The following is a 20,201-nucleotide window of genomic DNA, read 5'->3' as shown; positions in this document are numbered from 1 at the left end:
CACCAATGGCTTCAAACGTAGGGTTTAGGCGGGGTGACTCAGCGGTCTCGCGCTTCCTTTGCGTCCATCTCGGCATTGCGTTCGTGGACGCGCTTGAGTTGTTCATCGGTCAGGGGCAGTTTCTTCGCTGAATCCTTGAGCATCAGCAGACCGCCAACGATCGAGCCGATTGCAACGACCAGAATTAACCAGGCATACCAGGGCATAACGCTCTCCTTCTTGTGATAGAGGTTGGAGCAGCGACGCTGTCCAGTGGTTCAATTGTAGAAGATGCCCGACGCCTGGCGCGGGTCGGCAGGCATTTACCGATTGCCGGGTCCCGCGCTGCGGGATGTTCGGCTACAATGCGCGCCGATTTCGACTTGCCAGAGAACCCGCTCATGTCCGTCTGCCAGACCCCCATCATCGTCGCCCTGGATTTCCCGACCCGCGAAGCCGCGTTGAATCTGGCTGATCAGCTGGATCCCAAGCTGTGCCGGGTCAAAGTGGGCAAGGAGTTGTTCACCAGCTGCGCATCGGACATCGTCGAAACCCTCAACAGCAAGGGCTTCGAAGTGTTCCTGGATCTCAAATTCCATGACATTCCCAACACCACGGCGATGGCGGTCAAGGCCGCTGCCGAGATGGGGGTGTGGATGGTCAACGTGCACTGCTCAGGCGGCTTGCGCATGATGGCGGCCTGCCGTGACGTGCTGGATCAGCGCACCGGCCCCAAGCCGCTGTTGATCGGCGTCACCGTGCTGACCAGCATGGAGCGCGAGGATCTGGCCGGAATCGGTCTGGACATCGAACCCCAGGAGCAAGTACTTCGCTTGGCGGCGCTGGCTGAAAAAGCCGGAATGGACGGTCTGGTGTGTTCCGCGCTGGAAGCCCAGGCACTTAAAGCCGCGCACCCGTCCCTCCAGTTGGTGACGCCGGGCATTCGTCCCGCCGGCAGCGCGCAGGACGATCAGCGTCGCATCCTCACGCCGCGACAGGCGCTGGATGCAGGCTCCGACTATCTGGTCATTGGCCGCCCGATCAGCCAGGCGGCCGATCCGGCGAAAGCGTTGGCTGCGGTGGTTGCAGAGCTGGCGTAAAGCACGCCAGCTGCTGCTGGACTCGATCCTGTAGGAGCGCGCTTGCCCGCGATCACGGTATGTGAGCGACACAAGGTACCGCGTCACACGCCGTAATCGCCCGTATCCCGCACCACCGGTTTCTCACTCAGAAACCGCTGCGTTTCAGGATCGACTCTATGCTTTCCTTGGAGGGCCGACCGTAGAACTTCAGCAATTCCGAAGCCCGGTTGGTGAAGAACCCGTCCACCCCTTGTTCGCTGATCGCTTTGAAATCCACTGCGTCATCCACGGTGTACGGGTGAACGATCATTCCGCGATCGTGGGCCATCTTGTTCATCCACGGCTGCACCAGGTCACTGTAGCTCTGGTCCCCGCCGTTCTTCAGCGCTGCCGACGGCCCGGTACCTACGGCGCCGTGGGCTTTGGCCCAGTCCATCCAGGCGGCGAACTCCTCTTTCGATTTCACCTGCTGGCTGGCGTAAAAGCTGGCTTTGTCCTTGGCCCCCGAGTCCTTGAACGTTTTGCCCGAAGCCGTTTCGATAGAGCCGTCACCCAGCCACAGCAGCAGCACTTTCGGCGTGTCGGGCATGCTCTTCTGCAGCAATTCCAGGCTTGGTTTCTCAAAGGTCTGCAGCACGACGCGGCCCGGCAGGTGGGCGACGTTGACGTAGCCTTTCTCGGCGGCAGGGCGCTGGGTCAGCCAACCGCGCTGATCGAGCTTCTTCTTCAAATCTTCTTCGATGCCCGGAAACTGCGCCGGCACCTTGGTCTCGATGTACAGACCGGGCTTGTTCTTGCCGCCTTCGGCGATGTCGATGACTTCGTCCAGCGTCAGAATCTTCAACCCGGCGTAGGTGGCGCGGGCGCGATCGGGGTAGGCCTTGTTGAACCAGGAGCCGGCGTCCAGACGCTTGATTTCTTCCAGCGTGAACGTGTTCAGCGGGTCCTTGGCCCGTTGCGGGTAGACCTCGGCGATGTTGGTGGTGCGTTCCAGCGTGTTGTCATGCAGGGCGATGAGCACGCCATCCTTGGTGCGCTGGATGTCCATCTCCAGGTAGTCCGCGCCCAGCTCGCGGGCCAGCGTGTAGGACGGCACGGTTTCCTCGGGCGCATTGAACGAAGCGCCGCGATGGGCAATCACCGCCGGCCACGGCACGCCGATCTTCGCCGCCAGCGCCCGACCCGGCTCCTTGTCGGTGTCCGCGGCCGCCAGGGCCACGGCGGATGACAACAACACACCGGCAATCGCGGCGCCGCTCAACGTTCTGGATAATCCTTTCAACATGGTTCTGACGTTCCTTTTGTACATGTCCGTTCAGGGCGCAGCCGTTGCCGCACCGCGTGGCACATCGTTTTTATCGTGACGAAATCAGGTGTCCCAGGGTTCAGACCTTAAACAGCAACCGGTATGGCGGGCAACCGGGATTGTCGTTGCGAGGGGGATTGCTGTCGGTTTGAAGGAGATCGTAAAGGCCTCGGCTGCTCCGTTCACTCGGTATCGGGTGAGTGAAAGTGTCCACGTTCGTTGTGACGTTAATGGGTCTGCCGGGCTAACGCGTTTTGTCAGGACACTGGATTTTCATGTCCGCCTCTGCCCAACCGCTCTAACTCGCGCTACTGTCAGCACCAGACATTTCGTGCAGCGGAGCAATGATGAAGACGGTGTTGGTGCTGGTTGAAAGCGTGAACATGTATTTGCCGATTCTGGAAAGCAGCGGCTTTCGCCTGATCCTGGCGCCGACGCCGGCGATGCGTGCCGAGGCGGTGGCGAATGGGGGCGCGGAGATTGACGCCGTGCTGACCCGCGGGCCGCTGGGGTTTACCGCCGAGGAAATGGCCGCGCTGCCGAACCTCGGCATCATCTGTGTGATTGGCGCGGGCTACGAGCGTGTCGACCTCGAAGCCGCCGAGGCGCGAGGGATCGTGGTGACCAACGGGGCAGGGGTGAATGCCCCGACTGTGGCGGACCACGCGATGGCCTTGCTGCTGGCGGCGGTTCGCGACATTCCCCAGTCAGACGCGTCGGTGCGCCGCAACGAATGGCGCAAGGTCACCCGGCCCTCGTTCGCTGGCAAACGCCTGGGCATTCTTGGCCTTGGCTCGGTCGGGATGGCCATCGCCAAACGCGCGCTGGGTTTTGACATGGTCATCCACTATCACAGCCGCTCGCCCCGCGCCGGCGTGAACTTCAACTATTGCGCGACGCCGCTGGCGCTGGCCGAAGCGTCAGACTTTCTGGTGGTGGCGACGCCGGGCGGCGGGTCGACGCGGCACCTGATCGACAAGGCTGCCATCGAGGCGTTGGGCGCCGAGGGCTTCATCGTCAACATCGCCCGGGCCAGCGTCGTCGACACCGATGCGCTGATCGACGCGCTGCAGCAGGGCCGCCTGGCCGGAGCGGCGCTGGACGTGTTTGACGACGAACCGCAGGTTCCCGACGCCCTGAAAGCTTTGAACAACGTGGTCCTCACCCCGCATCTGGCAGGGTTGTCGCCGGAGGCATCGCGCGACACTGTGAAAATGGTCGCCGACAATCTGCTGGCGTTTTACGCAGGCAAGCCGGTGCTGACCCCTGTTCACAGCTGACGATCGGCCCCATAACCCTCTCTAACAACACCTCTCCAATAACAAGAGTAATCGCGCATGTCTTCATCTTCAGGTTTGAAAGTTGCTTTGGTGACGGGTGCCGGCAGCGGCATTGGCCGTGCGGTGGCCCTGCAACTGCTGACTGACGGTTTTGCCGTGGTGCTGGCCGGGCGTCGGTCTGAACCCTTGCAGGCGCTGGTCGAGCAGGCCGAGGCTGCCGGGCAGCAGGCGCTGGCGGTACCGACGGACGTGCGCGATCCCGCCAGTGTCGATGCGCTGTTCGCGACCATTGAAAACACGTTCGGGCGGCTGGACGTTTCGTTCAATAACGCTGGCATTGGCGCACCGGCAGTGCCGATGGACGAATTGTCGGTCGAGCAGTGGAAGAACGTCATCGACACCAACGTCACCGGGATGTTTTTGTGTGTGCGCGCAGCGTTTGGCCTGATGCGACGCCAAGTGCCCCAAGGCGGCCGGATCATCAACAACGGCTCGATTTCCGCGCACACGCCGCGGCTGTTCAGCTCGCCCTATACGTCCAGCAAGCACGCGGTGCTGGGCCTGACCAAAAGCACTGCGCTGGACGGTCGGCAGTTCAACATCGCCTGTGGCCAGATCGACATCGGCAACGCCCTGACGGAAATGACCGACCGCATGACCAAAGGCGTGTTGCAGCCCAACGGCAATCTGCAGGTCGAGCCAACCATGAACGTGCAGCACGTGGCTGAAGCGGTGAGTTACATGGCCGGGCTGCCACTGTCGGCCAACGTACTGAACATGACTGTCATGGCCAGCAGCATGCCTTTTGTGGGACGTGGCTGATTGACCGGGGCGGCTCGTTGCGTTGAGTTGCGTTGTTTTGTCCAAAAGCTGGCGGGATCCGTCCAACCCGGCTGAAGGATCAATCGCCACACTCAACCCATGCCGAGCCACCTTCAATCGAGGACACTGCCATGACCGAGTTCGTTGTTGCCCCCGTTGCCACGCCGTCCCTGGCCGTCGCCGGGACGTCTAGCCGCTTTCCGATTCGCCGGGTCTTCTGCGTCGGTCGCAATTATTCCGACCATGCCCGGGAAATGGGCCACGACCCTGACCGCGAGCCGCCGTTCTTCTTCATGAAGCCCGCCGACGCCGTGGTGCCCGCCGAAGGCCGGATTGCCTACCCGCCGCTCACCGAGGACCTGCATCACGAGATCGAACTGGTCGTGGCGATCGGCAAGGACGGCGTGAACATCGACCCGCAGGACGCCCTGACCCATGTCTGGGGCTACGGCGTCGGCCTGGACCTGACCCGCCGCGACTTGCAGGCGCAGGCCAAACAAATGGGCCGGCCGTGGGAGTGGGCCAAAGCCTTCGACGCCTCTGCCCCCGCCACACCCTTGCGTCCGGTCAGCGAGATCGGCCACCCGGAAGCCGGCGCGATCTGGCTCGCCGTCAATGGCGAGCATCGCCAGCGTGGCGATCTGTCTGACCAGATCTGGGCGGTCCGGGACGTGATCGCGCACCTGTCGCAATCGGTGGGCCTCAAAGCGGGCGACCTGATCTACACCGGCACGCCGGCCGGGGTGGGCGCGTTGCAGCGCGGCGATGTGGTGACCGCCGGGATCGAAGGCATCGCCGAACTGAGTGTGACGATTGGTTGATCCGCTGTTTCCGTCCGCCTGAGAATCGTTTGTTCCGGCTGCCGCCGTTGCCCTACCATGGGGCGGTCCGACCGGCGATTTCAGGTGTTTCAGCGATGGCCCATCCCTCCCGCATCCAGACCTATGGCATGCAGCAGCGCAGCGACCGCATGGATTTCTACATCCGTGACAAGTCCGCCCGACCCGCGCTGACCGCGCCCCATCGTCATGAATATTTTCAGATCCAGATCAACCTCGGCGGCGACACCGTGCAGCACATCGGTGGCGCGGTCAGGCCATTCCCCCGCAACACCCTCGCGTTCATCCTGCCCCATCGCCTGCACGTGATTCCGCACCCCGAAGACGGCAACTTCGTGCTGATCAATTTCTCTCAGGAGTTTTTCCTGCAGCATCTGCAGTGCGATCCGATGGACCTTGAAGACGTGCCTGTGGCCGAGGCACCCGAGCTGGCGCCGTTCCGTTTTCAGGAACATCTGGATTTCATCCTCGATGACACTGATTTCGCCGAGGTGACCGCGCTGTTGAGGCAGATGCGCGACATGGACCGCGCCAGGCAGCTGGGCTCCGGCGCTATCCTGCGCGGTTGCCTGCTGCAATTGATCGGCACGGTGTGCAATCGCTACGAAGCGCAGTTACTGGCGCTGTCGGCGAACAAGGCCGAGCGGCGTGGACGGCGCGATGCGATGAGTCGGGTGATCGATTATATCCGCGCGCACATCGCCGATCCGGCCATGACCCTCACCGATGCCGCAGCGGCGGCTTTTCTGTCACCCAATTACCTGACCCACCTGTTGCGCAAGGAAACCGGCAACAGCTTTTCCGAACTGGTCCTGGAGCGGCGCATGCGGCTGGCGCGCACGCACTTGATGAACAGCAGCAAACCCCTGAGCCACATCGCCGAGGTCTGCGGGTTTGCCGATGAAGCGTATTTCTCGCGGCGCTTTCGCAAAGCCCACGGCATGCCGCCGGGGCAGTTTCGCCGGGATCGGCGCGGTGGTTGAACGAGGTTTGGAAGGCAGCGGGGTTCTACTGCAAAGGTGATGGTGTCTGCGGTTTTAAAGGGGACTGATTTATTTACAGCGCTTCACCGTAAATTAATCTGTCCCCGTTCGAGCGAGAAAGTGATGGCGCCGGGAAGGCGTCGGAACAGCTGGCATCGATCTGGCGCCGTCCGCCTACAGCTCAATCGCCCTGGTCAGCTCGCTGAACAACGCCGACACCGAGCGCAGCGCCCGGCAATCCGGTCGCGTCAGCAGCCACAGCCCGGTGTCATGCCCTTCGAGCGCTTCGCTCACGGGCTGAAGCTCGCTGTCCTTCAGCATGAAATCCGGCAGCGCTGCCACGCCCATGCCTGCGCGCACCAGTTGAGCCACCGCAAGCATGGAGCTGCAGCGATAGGCGAGGTTCACGCCGGGCAGATGCTGCCGGCGCCACATCACGGTGGGGTGATCGGGGAGGAAATCGTCGGGGGCGATCCAGGCCATGGCGTCCAGGGCCAGATCACCACAGCGTCGCGCGTAGGCCTCGCTCGAACACACCCGATACGCAACCGTGCCCAGGCGAGTGCCGACCAGGTGCTCAGGCGGCGTGTTGGTCAGACGCAGGGCAATGTCGGCGTCGCGGCGGCTCAGGTTGGCAAAGGTGCTGGAGGTGTTCAGTTCCAGGCGCAGGCCCGGGTAGTCCGGCATGAAGCGGCTCAGGGCGGGGAGCAACAGGCTTTGCAACACGGCTTCGGTGCAGGTCAGGCGCACGGTACCGCTGACGACCTGCCGGCCCTGCTCGAGACTCAATTGCGCCAGCGCCAGAGCGTTCTCGGCGCTCTCGGCCTGCTGAGCAAGCGCCAGCGCTGCGCTGGTCGGTACGTAGCCGGCGCGGCTCTTGTCGAAGAGCGCCGTGCCCACCGCCTTTTCCATCCGCCGCACCGCGCGGAACACCGTGGAGACATCGACCTTCAGCAGCTCGGCGGCCTTGGCCAGCGTCCGCCCCCGCACCAGCGCGAGGATGAGGGTGAGGTCGGCATGATTGATTCGATAGTGCGTGGCTGCATTGATCACTTGCCTGAACGCCAATTCTGATTGCAGGAGGACAAGCTTATAGTCGCCTCCGGACCTCACGCAAAGCGTTTTGATATCAGGGAGCACACATGACTCAGCAGCAGAACATCCGCATCGCATTGGTGGGCGATTACGACCCGAGCGTGCCGGCACATCAGGCCATACCCGTTGCGCTGGACAGGGTGGCGAGCGAAACCGGACTCAGCGTGCAGGCAAGGTGGGTGCCGACGACGGATGTGAAAGATGGCGCGAGCCTGCAGGGGTTCGAGGGCATCTGGTGCGTGCCGGCCAGCCCCTACCGCGACATGGACGGCGCGCTGACGGCAATTCGCTTCGCCCGGGAGCGGCAGATTCCCTTCCTCGGGACGTGCGGCGGCTTTCAGCATGCGTTGCTGGAGTACGCGCGCAATTATCTGGGTTGGGCCGATGCCGAGCACGCCGAAACGGCGCCGGAATCCGAGAACGCCATCATTACGCCGTTGAGCTGTTCGCTGGTCGAGGCCTTTGCGCCGATTCGTCTGCGGTCGGGGTCACTGATCGCCGCTGCGTACGGGACGCTCGAGACCCAAGAGCGCTACCGGTGCCGCTACGGTTTGCGCAAGGAGCTGGAAGCGGACGTTTTTACCGGTCCGCTGAAAGTGTCCGGCCATGACGAAGACGACGAGGTCCGGGCGATGGAGCTCGACGGCCATCCGTTTTTCGTCGCGACGTTGTTTCAACCGGAACGCGCTGCGCTGGAGGGGAGCACCCCGCCGCTGGTGAAGGCGTTTGTGCTGGCCTGTGCAGCGGAGTCGATTTGACATGATGATGGCAGACACCTTCGGCGTGCCTTATTACGCGGTGATCTTCACCTCGGTCCGCACTGAGGTCGAAGCGCAGGCATACGACGACGCGGCGCGGCGGATGCTCGAACTCGTTCGTCAGCAGCCGGGTTTCCTCGGCGTGGAATCGGTACGCGGCGATGACGGGCTGGGGATCACCGTGTCGTACTGGGCCAACGAAGCCGCGATCCTGGCGTGGAAGGAGCATCCGGAACACCGGGAAATCCGTGAGCGCGGCCGGTCGACGTGGTATCGGCGATGCACCACTCGAGTTTCCAGGGTGGAGCGGGAATACAGCTTCGGACGTTGATGCTCGATCAAGCCCATTTCGAGGGTGGTTTTGCCACCGCTGAGGAATGTCGGTCGTACACAAAATCCGGAGCCGGCTTGCTGGCGAACGCGGTTAATTCCTGAAATGTCCAGCGACTGACACGACGCCTTCGCGGGCAAGCGCGCTCCTACAGGATTTGCGACGGCGGAGGAATAGTGACCTGCGAAGGGGCGCGCGGGGAGTTCAATCCTCCGCGCACCTGGATTTTCTACCCGGTCAGGGCATGACCGGCGGAACGTACGCCAGCGTTGTGCCCAGCACCCATAACAGGAACAACACCAGCGGCGTATGCACCAGCAGTTGCACGAACGAGAAGCCGATCAAATCCCGCGCCTTCAGGCCCAGTACGCCCAGCAGCGGCAGCATGTAGAAGGGGTTGATCAGGTTTGGCAGCGCTTCGGCGGCGTTGTAGATCTGCACCGCCCAGCCGAGGTGGTATTTGAGGTCGTTGGCGACCTGCATCACGTACGGCGCTTCGATGATCCACTTGCCGCCGCCGGACGGGATGAAGAACCCGAGAATTGCCGAGTACACACCCATCAGTAGCGCATAGGTGTCGTGGGACGCGATGCTGGTGAAGAACGTCGAGATGTGGTGCGCGACGGTTTGCGCATCACCGCCCTTGACCGTGGTCAGCAGCGCGGCGATCGAACCGTACAACGGAAACTGGATCAGTACGCCGGTGGTGGTCGGCACGGCGCGGGCCACGGCATCAAGGAAACTGCGCGGACGCCAGTGCAGCAACGCGCCGACCATGATGAACAGGAAGTTGTAGGTGTTCAGGCCGGAAATCGCAGTGATCGCCGGTTTGGTGCTGAACTCGTTGTACAACCAGCCGGACGCCAGCACGACCATCAGAATGATCAGCAGCGGGCTGTATTCCAGCCATTCGCCCGGGCGGGTTCGCGGCGGCAGCGGTGGCAGGCTGAAGCTGGGGTCAATGCCGCATTCCTTGGCATCGCGGGCGTTGGCCGGACCGGGCGCCGTGGCGTAGGCGACGATGATCGAGACCACCACCAAGGCCAGCAGCATCACGCCGGACTGCCAGAGGAAGATCGTCTGGGTGAACGGAATCACCCCGGTGATCGCCAGAATCGACGGCGGCAAGCTGGCCGGGTTGGCTTGCAACTGCGCGGCGGACGACGAAAGACCCAAGGCCCACACCGCGCCCAGACCCAGATAAGCCGCGGCACCGGCGGCGCGGTAGTCCATTTTCAGATCGGTACGACGGGCCAGGGCACGCACCAGCAAGCCGCCGAAGACCAGCGACAAGCCCCAATTGAGCAAGGAGGCCACCATGCTGATGAGCGCGACCCAGGCCACGGCCGAACGGCCGTTTTTCGGGATGCGCGCCAGGCGGTCGATCAGTTTGACCGCAGGCGGCGAACTGGCGACGACGTAACCGCCGATGACCACGAAGGCCATTTGCATGGTGAAGGGGATCAGGCTCCAGAAGCCGTCGCCAAAGGCTTTGGCGGTGTCGGCGGGTTTGGCGCCGATGACCAGCGTGGCGAGGGTGACGATGACCACGGCCAGGGCGGCGAACACCCACGAGTCCGGGAACCAGCGTTCCGCCCATTTGGCGCAACGCAGGGCAAAGCGGGCGGAGCGGCTTTCTTCGATGTCGGCGGCCACGTGTGTTACCTCTTCTAATTATTGTTCAGGTGTGTAGGACGGCAGTTTCAAGTGTTGGCGGTGACGCGAAAAAAGCACCGGCTTAGATACAGCAAAGCCCCTTCATCGCTGAAGGGGCAGGGCGGTCTGACGAAAGGTGCAGGTGTGCGAAAGCTCATGGTGTTGCCAATACGTGGAGCACGGTGCGGATCCTGTAGGAGCGCGCTTGCCCGCGAAAGGACGTTTCAGACACTGCGTGGGTGTCTGGCCATCCGCGGTTCGCGGGCAAGCGCGCTCCTACAAGTACCGCGCCATCGCCGTTAAAACGTCATTTCCACCACGTCATCGGGCACGATCAGTTTGCCGGCGGTCTTGGCGATGATTTCATCGACCGTCACGCCCGGTGCGGTTTCGCGCAGCACGAAGGCGCCGTTTTCGATCTCGAGGTACGCAAGGTCGGTCAGCACTTTCTTGATGCAGCCGGCGCCGGTCAACGGCAGGCTGCAGCGCGACAGCAGCTTGGATTCGCCGTCCTTGGACGCGTGGGTCATGGTGACGATGATGTTCTCGGCGCCGGCGACCAGGTCCATCGCCCCGCCCATGCCCTTGACCAGCTTGCCGGGGATCATCCACGAGGCAATGTTGCCTTCGACGTCCACTTCAAACGCGCCAAGCACAGTCAGGTCGACGTGGCCGCCACGGATCATGGCGAAGGACTCGGCCGACGAGAAGATCGACGCGCCCTTGCGTGCGGTTACGGTCTGTTTGCCGGCGTTGATCATGTCGGCATCGATGGTTTCTTCGGTAGGAAACGGGCCCATGCCGAGCAGGCCGTTTTCCGATTGCAGCATCACGTCGATGCCGTCCGGCACATAGTTGGCGACCAGGGTCGGAATGCCGATGCCCAGGTTAACGTAGAAGCCGTCTTGCAGTTCGCGGGCGACGCGCTGTGCCATTTGTTCGCGGGAGAGTGCCATGATCTTGGGTCTCTTTTATTCTGTCCGGACTGTAGAAAAACCGGAGATACAAAGGGGGAAATCGGTTCGAGGACGACGCTGATGTCAGACTTTTCTGACGGTTCGCTGCTCGATGCGCTTCTCGAACGTGCCCAGGATCACGCGATCGACATAGATGCCGGGGGTGTGGATTTCGGTGGGCAGCAACACGCCGGGCTCGACGATTTCTTCCACTTCCACCACGGTGATCTTGCCGGCGGTGGCGACCACCGGATTGAAGTTCTGCGCGGTGTGACGGTAGACCACGTTGCCGAAGTGGTCGGCTTTCCAGCCTTTGACGATGGCGAAGTCGCCGGTGATGGCTTCTTCGAGAATCACGTTGCGGCCGTTGAACTGACGGGTTTCCTTGCCTTCCGCGACGGGGGTGCCGTAACCGGTGGCGGTGTAGAAGGCGGGAATGCCGGCGCCACCTGCGCGCATTTTTTCGGCGAGGGTGCCTTGGGGGGTTAACTCGACTTCCAGCTCGCCGCTGAGCAACTGGCGCTCGAACAGGGCGTTTTCACCGACGTAAGACGCGACCATTTTGCGGATCTGCCGGTCTTCCAGAAGGATGCCCAGGCCAAAACCGTCGACGCCGCAGTTGTTGGAAACGACGGTGAGGCCCTTCACCCCCATGCGTTTGATTTCAGCGATGAGGTTTTCGGGGATGCCGCACAATCCGAAGCCGCCGGACAGCACGGTCATGTTGTCGGTCAGCCCGGCGAGGGCTTCAGCGTAGGTTGCCACGCGTTTATCGAGTCCAGCCATGGTGAGATCCCGCCTTATTTGTAGTTGTGTCCGACAATCTAAGCATCGGAGAGCGTTGCCCGCATCTTCTCTTGCATGCACTGATTTGTTAATTTTGTTTTTTTGATCGATTGATAAGTAATCCAAATATATGAACGTGAAACAGCTTCGGGCGTTTCTGGCGGTGGCGCAGTGCCTCAGTTTTGCTCAGGCGGGGGAGCGGCTGCATGTGTCGCAGCCGGCGTTGAGCCTGACCATCAAGGCGCTGGAGGAGGACCTGGGCGGGCAGTTGCTGACCCGCACCACGCGCAATGTCAGCCTGACCCCGGAGGGTGAGGCCTTGCTGCCACTGGCGCGCCAGTTGCTCGCCGACTGGGACAACACCGAAGAACTCCTGCGCCAGCGGTTCACCCTGCAAATGGGCAGGGTGTCGGTGGCCGCGATGCCGTCCTACGCGGGCAATCTGTTGCCGATCGCGCTGAAGGTGTTCCGCGAGCGCTACCCGCGGGTGAACGTGGCGGTGCACGACGTGATCAACGAGCAAGTGGTGGAAATGGTCGGGCATCGGCGTGTGGAGCTGGGCATTGGCTTCGAGCCCGAGGCGGGCACCAACCTGATTTTCACGCCGTTTTACATGGACCGTTTTGTCGCCGTGGTGCCGAAGGACTCGCCACTGGCCGCACGTCGCGAAGTGAGTTGGGACGAACTGCTGCGTCACGACTTCATCACCCTGCAACGTCCGTCCGCCGTGCGCTTGTTGCTGGAGCAGGACCTGCAGAGCCAGCACGGCAAACTGTCGGTGGCGTTCGAAAGCCATCAACTGTCGACGGTCGGGCGCATGGTCGCCAACGGCCTGGGCGTCAGCGCGGTGCCGTCGCTGTGCATCGCGCAGATGGAAGAGCTAGGCGCTCGCTGCATTGCCCTGGAAGGCCCGCGCATCGAGCGCCGTATCGGTTTGATGACCCAGGCGGACCACCAATTGTCGGCAGCGGCACAGGGTCTGCGCGAGGTGCTGATCGAATGCGCGCGAGACTCAAATGCTGCTTTTGCGAGCAAGCTCGATCCCACAGGATGATGTCGCGCTCCAAGTTGGAGACCCGTGGCGAAACGGCCAGATCCTGTGAAAATTTAACTGCGACCCAATGCCGCATCCGGTATGGTTCGGCCGGTTGAAACATATTGTTTCAATCCATTCCGAAATAAAACCGAGCGATAAGGGGTTCCGCGTTGGGTTTATCGTCTGCTGCCTGGGTGTTTCATGACACTCGCCTGATCATCTGCTGCCTGATCGCCATTGCCACCATCATCGTGCTGATCAGCGCAACCAAGCTCCCGCCGTTTCTGTCGATTCTGGTGGGCACATTCATCGCAGGGATAGGCGCGGGGTTGCCAGCGGAGGCAGTGGCGAAGGCGTTTAGCAAGGGCGCGGGCGGGATACTCGGTGAAGCCGGGATCATCATCGCCCTCGGTGCGATGCTCGGTGCGCTGATGGCCGAATCCGGTGCGGCCGATCGCATCGCGTCGACGCTGCTGGGGCTGGGCAAAGGCAAGATGCTGCCGTGGGTCATGGCCCTGGTGGCGATGGTGATCGGCCTGCCACTGTTCTTCGAAGTGGGCCTGGTAATGATGGTGCCGATTATCTTCGTCATGGCGCGCCAGTCGAATCAGCCGCTGCTGAAAATTGCCATCCCGGCACTGGCCGGCATGACCACCCTGCACGCGCTGATGCCGCCCCACCCGGGGCCGCTGATTGCCGTCAGCGCCTTGCACGCCGATCTTGGCCTGACCATGTTGCTGGGTTTCTGCGTGGCGGTGCCGGCGGTGATTCTGGCCGGTCCTCTGTACGGCAACTGGCTGTCAAAGCGCATGCACATAGAGGAGCCGGCGGAACTGGGCGAGCTGTTCTCGGCCAAACCCACTGCCTCCCGCCAACCGAGCTTCGGCGTTTCGTTGCTGATCATTCTGCTGCCGGTGATTCTCATGCTCGGGAGTACCCTGGCAAAAATAGCCATGGAGCCGGAAAGCAACATCGCGCTGACGCTGAAATTTCTCGGTGAACCGCTGGTGGCGTTGGGCATTGCGGTGCTGGCCGCAACGGTGTGTCTGGGCTGGGCCAACGGTATTTCCCGCGAACAAGTGGGCGGCACGCTGCGCAAGAGCCTGGCGCCAATTGCCGTGCTGCTGTTGACCATCGGTGCGGGCGGCGGCTTGAAGCAAACGTTGCTGGATGCCGGCGTCAGCCAGACCATCAGCAAAGTGGCCGAAGGCGCGCACATGCCGTATCTGCTGCTGGCGTGGTTGATTGCGGTTGCGCTGCGTCAGGCGACCGGTTCAGCCACCGTCGCGACCACCACCACGGCGGGCATTCTTGCGCCGATGATGGCCGGGCTGGCGCCGGTGGAAGCGTCACTGGTGGCGCTGGTGATCGGCGCAGGCTCGGTGTTCTTCTGCCACGTCAACGACGCGGGGTTCTGGATGGTCCGCGAATACTTCGGCCTGCAACTGAAGCAGACAATCTGGGTCTGGTCGGTGCTGCAGACGATTGTCTCGGTGGTGGGGCTGATCGGCACGTCGCTGCTGTGGCACTTTTTGGTCTGACCATGTCCAGAGCAAACGCTGAAGCCTTTTGGGAGTGAGCAGCCCTATGGAATGGTATTTGCCAAGAAATTGATGACGGTCATGCCGGCCTCTTCCCGGCTGAAGCCGGTCCTACAGTGGGTGCGCGGTGTCTGTAGGACCGGCTTTAGCCGGGAAGCTTTTGATCTTGATCTTCGAATGCAAAAAGTCCAGTCACCGCCAAACGCGACTTGGGTGCAGGCTGAACGCAGGTCTCGCGCAGTGGGCCGAGCCGCATGGATGCGGCGAGAGCGCCGTCAGGGCATGGATGCCCGTTCGGCGCGGGCCCACGGAGCGAGACCGGAGTGAAGGAACCCGACGAAGTCGGGCCCAACCGAGAGCAAGCACCCTTGGTTACTTGGGGTGCTTTTCCAAGTAACTCGCCGAAGGCGAAACACGAGGCCGTTAGGCCGACGCACCCTGCACCTGGATAGATCGCCGAACACCCAATTGCGCGCCAAACCCGATAGCCACTATCAAGACGACTGATTTCTGCTGGAAAGGCCCGGGGCGTAGCCTTGGGTTCATTCCAGAAACGAGCCGAATGGAGGCTCCCAATGAACCGTCTTCTTGTCCTCTCCCTGTTACTTTCCGCCTCCGTTCTCGCCGGTTGTGCCGCTGGCAATCATCCCGAACTGCGTGCCTACAGCGCTGAAGAGACCCACCAGCTGGCCCTCGAAGACCTCAATCGTCGCGGCTTGTCCTACGACGACTTTCAGGCCCGCAAGGCGCAACTGATGGAGCAGCCACAACTGCAACGCGCCCATGAGTTCGATAACCGCGGCGAAGTGAATGCCGAAGTCAGCGTTGCTTCGAAAGCCCGCCAGGGTTAAGCCGGAAGACTCACAACGCCAGTTTCAAATGCCCGCCCGCTTCCTTGTGACGTGCCTGGGTCCGGTGTTGCAGGCCCAGTAAAAAGTGATCCAGACCGTCGTGCAGACGCTGGGTCAGCAGTTCATCCAGATCGCCGCCCGACGCGTTCTCGCCGTAGCTGATCTGGCTGTCGATGGCGAATACCCCGTGCAGCACCTCTTGGCATTTCAGCGCCGACAGCACCGGTTTCAGTGCGTAATCCACCGCCAGCATGTGTGCAATGCTCCCTCCGGTCGCGACCGGCAAGACCACTTTGCCGTGCAGTGAACGCTCCGGCAGCAGGTCGAGCAGCGTCTTCAGCGCCCCCGAAAACGAAGCTTTGTACACCGGCGTGCCGATCAGTAAACCGTCCGCCTTCGACACTGCTTCGATGAAAGCCACCACCTGCGGGCTGTCGAATCGGGCGTAGAGCAGATCCTCGGCAGCAAAATCCTGAAGGCGCACACCGTTGACTTCTACGCCACGGTCCTTGAGCCAGTGCGCGGCATGTTGCAGCACTACGCCCGAGCGCGACCGGGTGGAAGGGCTACCTGAAATCGAGACTACCAACATGTGTTGTTTCCTTGGGGTCAGTCACCCGTGGTGCCAGGCACCGAGCAGGCCGCGTTCAACGCGCAGTGATGGGCATGAAGACCCTTTGGCAGGGTAGAAGCAGCATGCGTGCCAGCGCTCGCCATGGGCTGCCAGCCCTGTAAATCCAGCAAACACGCACCGCTGCAATCCCCCAACTGTCATTCACACCCACCTATCTGTTGATTCACTGTTGCCCACGCAACACCCGCCCTCATCAAATTCAGCGCAAAAAAAATCCCCGCAGTCGGACCACTGCGAGGATTTCCGTGTTGCTCTGGTGCGCGGCTGTCAGCTTGAAGCTTCAAACTTGCCGCTTGAAGCTGCCTGCCCCATCAATTCCTGAACATCGCACCCGTCTGGATGATGTTGTTCGAGCCCAGCAACTGACTTACGTAACGGCTCCAGCGGGTGATGTTGGCCGGGCCGACAAACACCACGTCCTGGGCCGCCAGCTCGAAGCCCTTGGCCAGCGCATAGCTGGTCGGCTTCTTCGCCGACAGGTGATACACCGTTGCGCCGTGGGTGGCGTCCTGTGCACGAATCACATACACCGCGTCGCCATCGGCTGCGTCAGGGCTCAGGCCGCCAGAGGTGCCGAGCGCTTCCAGCAAGGTCACGCTGGTGGTGCTGAACGAGATCACTTGCGGGCGCTGAACTTCACCCAGCACGTAGATCTTGTTTTTCGAGTTGCTATTGAGGTGCAGGTAATCGCCGTCCTTCAGGAAGATCTTGCTGATCTGCGAGTCCTTGCGGTTCAGCGAGTCAACGTCGATCACGTAATCCTTGCCGTCGCGACGCAGGGTCAGGCTGGCAAGGTTGGCGTCGGTCGAATCAAGACCGGCCTGGCTGATGGCCTGAACCAGGCTCAGCGGAATGTTGGTGATCGGTTGCGGGCCAGCCGTCTTGAATGCACCCGAGAGCAGAACGCGCTGGCTGTTGTAGCGGAGCACTTTGACGTCGACTTTCACTTCGGTGTACTGCGGCGCCAGACCCATGCGCAGTTGGTCGCGGATCTGGGAAACGGTCTTGCCGGCGGCCTGAATACGGCCTACGTACGGGAAGAACACGGTGCCGTCGTTCAGCACTTCGCGGCTGTTGGCGTCCAGCTGTTCCTGGGAGCCTGGCGCGGTCAGTTCAGGGTGTTCGAACACGGTCACCAGCAAGGCGTCGCCCGGGCCGACGATGTATTCAGGTGTCTTGTAGTTCAGCAGTTCCGGGGGCAGCGGTTTGGCCGCCGCGTCTGCGGTTTTCTGCTGCTGCGCAAGGGTGGCGGGGGTGATGTTGATCAGCGTGACCTGGGGACCGTCGGGGTCTTTCTCAGTGACATCGCTGTAAGACATGTATTGACCAGGGGCGAATGCGCAGCCTTGCAACACCAGGCTGGAAAGCAGCACGACCGCTAACGTTACTTTCATATGAATGTTCCTTCTCATCCTAATAGGTGCGTACTGGCACCGCAGTGATTTCTTTGCATCCCTTACTCACACCGAACATCGGATCACATTCGCTCATGCACCCGTGCACCTCCCGCCAAGCTTACTAGCCCTTGGCCATGTTTGTTGTGATTGGCAGATTTTCTTTTAGAAGGCGTTCTTGTTGACGAAGCCTTTGAAGAGCGTCAGCAGGATAATTTTCAAGTCCAGCCAGACCGACCAGTGCTCGATGTACTGCAGGTCGAATTCAACGCGTTTCTGCATCTTGTCCAGCGTGTCGGTCTCGCCACGCCAGCCGTTGATCTGTGCCCAGCCGGTGATGCCCGGCTTGACCTTGTGCCGCAGCATGTAGCCCGACACCTGTTTGCGGTACTGCTCGTTGTGCGCCACGGCGTGTGGGCGCGGGCCAACGACGGACATCTCGCCGCGCAGCACGTTGAAGAACTGCGGCAGTTCGTCCAGCGAGGTGCGACGCAGGAACGCGCCCAGCGGCGTGATGCGGCTGTCATTGCGCGTGGCCTGGGTCACCACGGAGCCGTTCTCCTGCACGCTCATGCTGCGGAATTTCCAGACCATGATCGGCCGCCCGTCCAGGCCGTAACGACGTTGACGGAACAGCACCGGGCCGGGGGAGGTGATCTTGATCGCCAGGGCAATCAGCATCAGCGGCAGGGCGATCATGGTCAGGATGATGCTCGACAGCACGATGTCTTCCAGACGCTTTACCACGCTCCAGGCGCCGTCCATGGGCGAGTCGAAAATGCTGATGCTCGGCAGGCCGTTGATGCTTTCGCTGCGGGCGTGCAACAACTCGAACATGAACACGTCGGGGATCACGTAGACCGACGCGGTGGTGTCGCTCAAGCCCTTGATCAGCGCTTGCAACCGTTCCTGTGCGCCGAGCTCCAGGGTGATGTACACCTTGTCGATCTTGCCGTCGCGGGCGTCCTGGATCAGTTGATCCAGATCGCCCAGCACCGGAATGCGTCGGCCGATGCGCGCCAGGTCGATCTGCTGAGGCGCTTCGTCATAGAAGCCCAGCAGGTTCAGGCCCATCCACGGCGCGCGTTCGATGGACATCGCCAGGCGTTCGCCGCAGTGGCCGGTGCCGACGATCGCCACGCGACGGGTGTTGAAACCCTGGGCGCGCAAGGTGTGCAGCACGCTGCGAATCGCCAGACGATAACCACACAACGCCACCACCACGGCGGCAAACCAGGCCATCTGGCTGTCGTTCGCCAGATCGTCGGGCTGCAGCAGCAGGTAATCGACGAACAGCAGCAGCACAAAGGCCAGCCCCCAGTAATTGGCGACCTTCAGCAGCTCGCGCACAATGCGCTCGCCACGCCAGGAGCCGTACAGTTGGTGGTATTCGGCCAGCCAGTGAAAAGCCACCGCTGCCAGCAGAATCTGCATCCAGGCTTCGCTGCTCATCGGCGTGCCGGTGAGCAGGTTTACCCAGTAACCGCCAACCGCGATGACCGCCAGATCGAGCAGCCGGTGAGCGACGGACAGCGACGATGAATGGGCATGCAGGATGCCCCTTAATGGTGTGCGCATATTCTGTGCTCGCTCAGACGGATTTGATCGGAACAACACGGGCGGAGAGGTCGCTGCTGACCAGCGTCGGCGCGGACTGCAGCGGCCGTGCGTGCGCAGGCTGGCGGCTTTGACGGGCAGCGGTCAGACGGCTCTCGACGAACTGGCGCATTTCCTGTTCGAAGCGGGCTTCGCTGAAGCGCTCGGCGTTGGTCCGGCAAGCTTGCGCAGTGATACGTGAACCGTTGATCTCGAACGTTTCGATGGCCGCTATCAGCGACGCAACGCTCTGCTCCGGGTAGAGCACGCCGGTGGGCTGCGGATGATCCAGACCGCAAACCGTTTCCACCACGCCACCCTTGGCGAACGCAATGACCGGCGTGCCGCAGGCCTGGGCTTCCACCGGGCTGATGCCGAAATCCTCTTCGGCGGCAAACACGAACGCCTTGGCGTTGCTCATGTGTTCCTGCAGCACCGCGAACGGCTGATAACCCAGCAGCGTGACGTTCGGCGCGTGGGCAGCAGCGGCCTTGGCCTTTTCCATTTCCGGGCCGTCGCCGATCACCACCAGACGCTTGTTCGGCATTGCCGCGAAAGCTTCGATGATCATCGGCATGCGCTTGTACGGGACCATGCGCGAGGCGGTGAAGTAGTAATCCTGCTTCTGTTCCTGCAGCGCGAAACCGCGGGTGTCCACTGGCGGGTAGATCACCGTGGATTCGCGGCGGTAGGCCTTGGTGATGCGCGCGCCAATAAAGTGCGAGTTGGCGATGAAGTCATCGACGCCGGCTGCGGTGCGCTGATCCCACATGCGCATGTAATGGAGGATCATCCGCGCCACTTTGCCTTTCAGGCCGTTGCTCAGGTTGGCTTCTTTGAGGTACTGGTGCTGCAGGTCCCAGGCGTAACGAATCGGCGAGTGCACGTAGCTCACGTGTAACTGGTCCGGTCCGCACAGGACACCTTTGGCCACCGCGTGGCTGCTGCTGATGATCAGGTCGTAACCGGACAGGTCCAGTTGCTCGATGGCCATCGGCATCAGCGGCAGGTAGCGCTGGTATTTGGTTTTGGCCTTGGGCAGGTGCTGAATGAACGTGGTCTTGGCGACTTTGCCGCCCAACTGGGCACGGTCCTGGTCGCTGAGGAAATCGATGACGGAGAACAGATCCGCCTCGGGCCAGATTTTGATCAGCGATGCCAAAACCCTTTCGGCACCGGCGTACGTCACCAACCAGTCGTGGACGATAGCAATTTTCATTGGAATTCTCTGCATTAACGGCTGAGGGACGCCCGGCATGTCGAGCGAAGCTCGCGA

At 61.9% G+C, this 20,201-nt stretch carries 20 protein-coding genes; 10 read left to right on the top strand and 10 right to left on the bottom strand.

Annotation, left to right across the window (positions count from 1 at the left end):
* Positions 1-38 precede the first annotated feature (38 nt).
* Positions 39-206 (bottom strand): DUF2897 family protein, encoded by a 168-nt coding sequence (locus tag ACYAR8_RS24025; RefSeq protein WP_065986232.1) that lies wholly within the window; start codon positions 204-206, stop codon positions 39-41.
* A 174-nt stretch (positions 207-380) separates the two neighbouring features.
* Here ACYAR8_RS24025 and pyrF point away from each other — a divergent pair, with 174 nt between their 5' ends.
* A complete protein-coding gene (pyrF, locus tag ACYAR8_RS24020; RefSeq protein ID WP_178086350.1) occupies positions 381-1,079 on the top strand; it encodes an orotidine-5'-phosphate decarboxylase in 699 nt (232 codons plus the stop codon).
* A gap of 127 nt (positions 1,080-1,206) precedes the next feature.
* Here pyrF and ACYAR8_RS24015 read toward each other — a convergent pair whose 3' ends face one another.
* The gene (locus ACYAR8_RS24015) at positions 1,207-2,346 is read right to left on the bottom strand and encodes a glycerophosphodiester phosphodiesterase (protein ID WP_463581259.1); all 1,140 of its coding nucleotides are present in this window, start codon (positions 2,344-2,346) and stop codon (positions 1,207-1,209) included.
* 368 nt (positions 2,347-2,714) lie between these two features.
* Here ACYAR8_RS24015 and ACYAR8_RS24010 point away from each other — a divergent pair, with 368 nt between their 5' ends.
* From ACYAR8_RS24010 to ACYAR8_RS23995, 4 genes are all read left to right on the top strand, one after another.
* A complete protein-coding gene (locus tag ACYAR8_RS24010) occupies positions 2,715-3,647 on the top strand; it encodes a 2-hydroxyacid dehydrogenase (protein ID WP_463581258.1) in 933 nt (310 codons plus the stop codon).
* Between the two features lie 57 nt (positions 3,648-3,704).
* A complete protein-coding gene (locus tag ACYAR8_RS24005; RefSeq protein WP_463581257.1) occupies positions 3,705-4,469 on the top strand; it encodes an SDR family oxidoreductase in 765 nt (254 codons plus the stop codon).
* A gap of 131 nt (positions 4,470-4,600) precedes the next feature.
* Positions 4,601-5,290 (top strand): fumarylacetoacetate hydrolase family protein, encoded by a 690-nt coding sequence (locus ACYAR8_RS24000; RefSeq protein ID WP_463581256.1) that lies wholly within the window; start codon positions 4,601-4,603, stop codon positions 5,288-5,290.
* A gap of 95 nt (positions 5,291-5,385) precedes the next feature.
* On the top strand, positions 5,386-6,291 hold the full coding sequence (locus ACYAR8_RS23995; protein WP_463581255.1) for a helix-turn-helix transcriptional regulator: 906 nt from the start codon (positions 5,386-5,388) through the stop codon (positions 6,289-6,291).
* 174 nt (positions 6,292-6,465) lie between these two features.
* On the opposite strand, the gene ACYAR8_RS23990 is transcribed toward ACYAR8_RS23995, so the two are convergent.
* The gene (locus tag ACYAR8_RS23990) at positions 6,466-7,344 is read right to left on the bottom strand and encodes a LysR family transcriptional regulator (protein WP_463581254.1); all 879 of its coding nucleotides are present in this window, start codon (positions 7,342-7,344) and stop codon (positions 6,466-6,468) included.
* An 89-nt stretch (positions 7,345-7,433) separates the two neighbouring features.
* On the opposite strand from ACYAR8_RS23990, the gene ACYAR8_RS23985 reads away from it, so the two are divergent.
* Positions 7,434-8,144: a CTP synthase C-terminal region-related (seleno)protein gene (locus tag ACYAR8_RS23985; protein WP_463581253.1), complete on the top strand. Its 711-nt coding sequence runs from the start codon at positions 7,434-7,436 to the stop codon at positions 8,142-8,144.
* A 4-nt stretch (positions 8,145-8,148) separates the two neighbouring features.
* Positions 8,149-8,475: an antibiotic biosynthesis monooxygenase family protein gene (locus tag ACYAR8_RS23980; RefSeq protein WP_463581329.1), complete on the top strand. Its 327-nt coding sequence runs from the start codon at positions 8,149-8,151 to the stop codon at positions 8,473-8,475.
* Positions 8,476-8,712: 237 nt separating this feature from the next.
* On the opposite strand, the gene ACYAR8_RS23975 is transcribed toward ACYAR8_RS23980, so the two are convergent.
* The 3 genes from ACYAR8_RS23975 to ACYAR8_RS23965 form a co-directional block, all read right to left on the bottom strand.
* Entirely contained in the window at positions 8,713-10,131 is a 1,419-nt protein-coding gene (locus ACYAR8_RS23975; protein WP_463581252.1) for a short-chain fatty acid transporter, read from the bottom strand.
* A 299-nt stretch (positions 10,132-10,430) separates the two neighbouring features.
* Positions 10,431-11,087, bottom strand: coding sequence for a CoA transferase subunit B (locus tag ACYAR8_RS23970; RefSeq protein ID WP_074892416.1), 657 nt, complete (start codon positions 11,085-11,087; stop codon positions 10,431-10,433).
* A gap of 84 nt (positions 11,088-11,171) precedes the next feature.
* Positions 11,172-11,873, bottom strand: a complete 702-nt coding sequence (locus ACYAR8_RS23965; protein ID WP_463581251.1) for a CoA transferase subunit A — start codon at positions 11,871-11,873, stop codon at positions 11,172-11,174.
* Positions 11,874-12,003: 130 nt separating this feature from the next.
* On the opposite strand from ACYAR8_RS23965, the gene ACYAR8_RS23960 reads away from it, so the two are divergent.
* The 3 genes from ACYAR8_RS23960 to ACYAR8_RS23950 all read left to right on the top strand — a co-directional run bounded on the left by ACYAR8_RS23960 (position 12,004) and on the right by ACYAR8_RS23950 (position 15,301).
* The gene (locus tag ACYAR8_RS23960) at positions 12,004-12,927 is read left to right on the top strand and encodes a LysR family transcriptional regulator (protein WP_463581250.1); all 924 of its coding nucleotides are present in this window, start codon (positions 12,004-12,006) and stop codon (positions 12,925-12,927) included.
* A 152-nt stretch (positions 12,928-13,079) separates the two neighbouring features.
* Complete coding sequence (locus tag ACYAR8_RS23955; RefSeq protein ID WP_463581249.1) at positions 13,080-14,450, top strand: GntT/GntP/DsdX family permease; 1,371 nt, start codon at positions 13,080-13,082, stop codon at positions 14,448-14,450.
* A 575-nt stretch (positions 14,451-15,025) separates the two neighbouring features.
* Complete coding sequence (locus ACYAR8_RS23950) at positions 15,026-15,301, top strand: hypothetical protein (RefSeq protein ID WP_074892421.1); 276 nt, start codon at positions 15,026-15,028, stop codon at positions 15,299-15,301.
* A 10-nt stretch (positions 15,302-15,311) separates the two neighbouring features.
* Here ACYAR8_RS23950 and ssuE read toward each other — a convergent pair whose 3' ends face one another.
* From ssuE to ACYAR8_RS23930, 4 genes are all read right to left on the bottom strand, one after another.
* Entirely contained in the window at positions 15,312-15,893 is a 582-nt protein-coding gene (gene ssuE / locus ACYAR8_RS23945) for an NADPH-dependent FMN reductase (RefSeq protein ID WP_463581248.1), read from the bottom strand.
* A gap of 353 nt (positions 15,894-16,246) precedes the next feature.
* Entirely contained in the window at positions 16,247-17,329 is a 1,083-nt protein-coding gene (locus ACYAR8_RS23940; protein ID WP_463581247.1) for a polysaccharide biosynthesis/export family protein, read from the bottom strand.
* Between the two features lie 165 nt (positions 17,330-17,494).
* The gene (locus tag ACYAR8_RS23935) at positions 17,495-18,907 is read right to left on the bottom strand and encodes an undecaprenyl-phosphate glucose phosphotransferase (RefSeq protein ID WP_108121326.1); all 1,413 of its coding nucleotides are present in this window, start codon (positions 18,905-18,907) and stop codon (positions 17,495-17,497) included.
* A gap of 13 nt (positions 18,908-18,920) precedes the next feature.
* Positions 18,921-20,144, bottom strand: a complete 1,224-nt coding sequence (locus ACYAR8_RS23930) for a glycosyltransferase family 4 protein (protein ID WP_108121325.1) — start codon at positions 20,142-20,144, stop codon at positions 18,921-18,923.
* Positions 20,145-20,201 lie beyond the last annotated feature (57 nt).

The sequence above is a fragment of the Pseudomonas sp. HP_01 genome (assembly GCF_055284355.1).
This window is presented reverse-complemented; position numbering and strand designations above follow the sequence as displayed.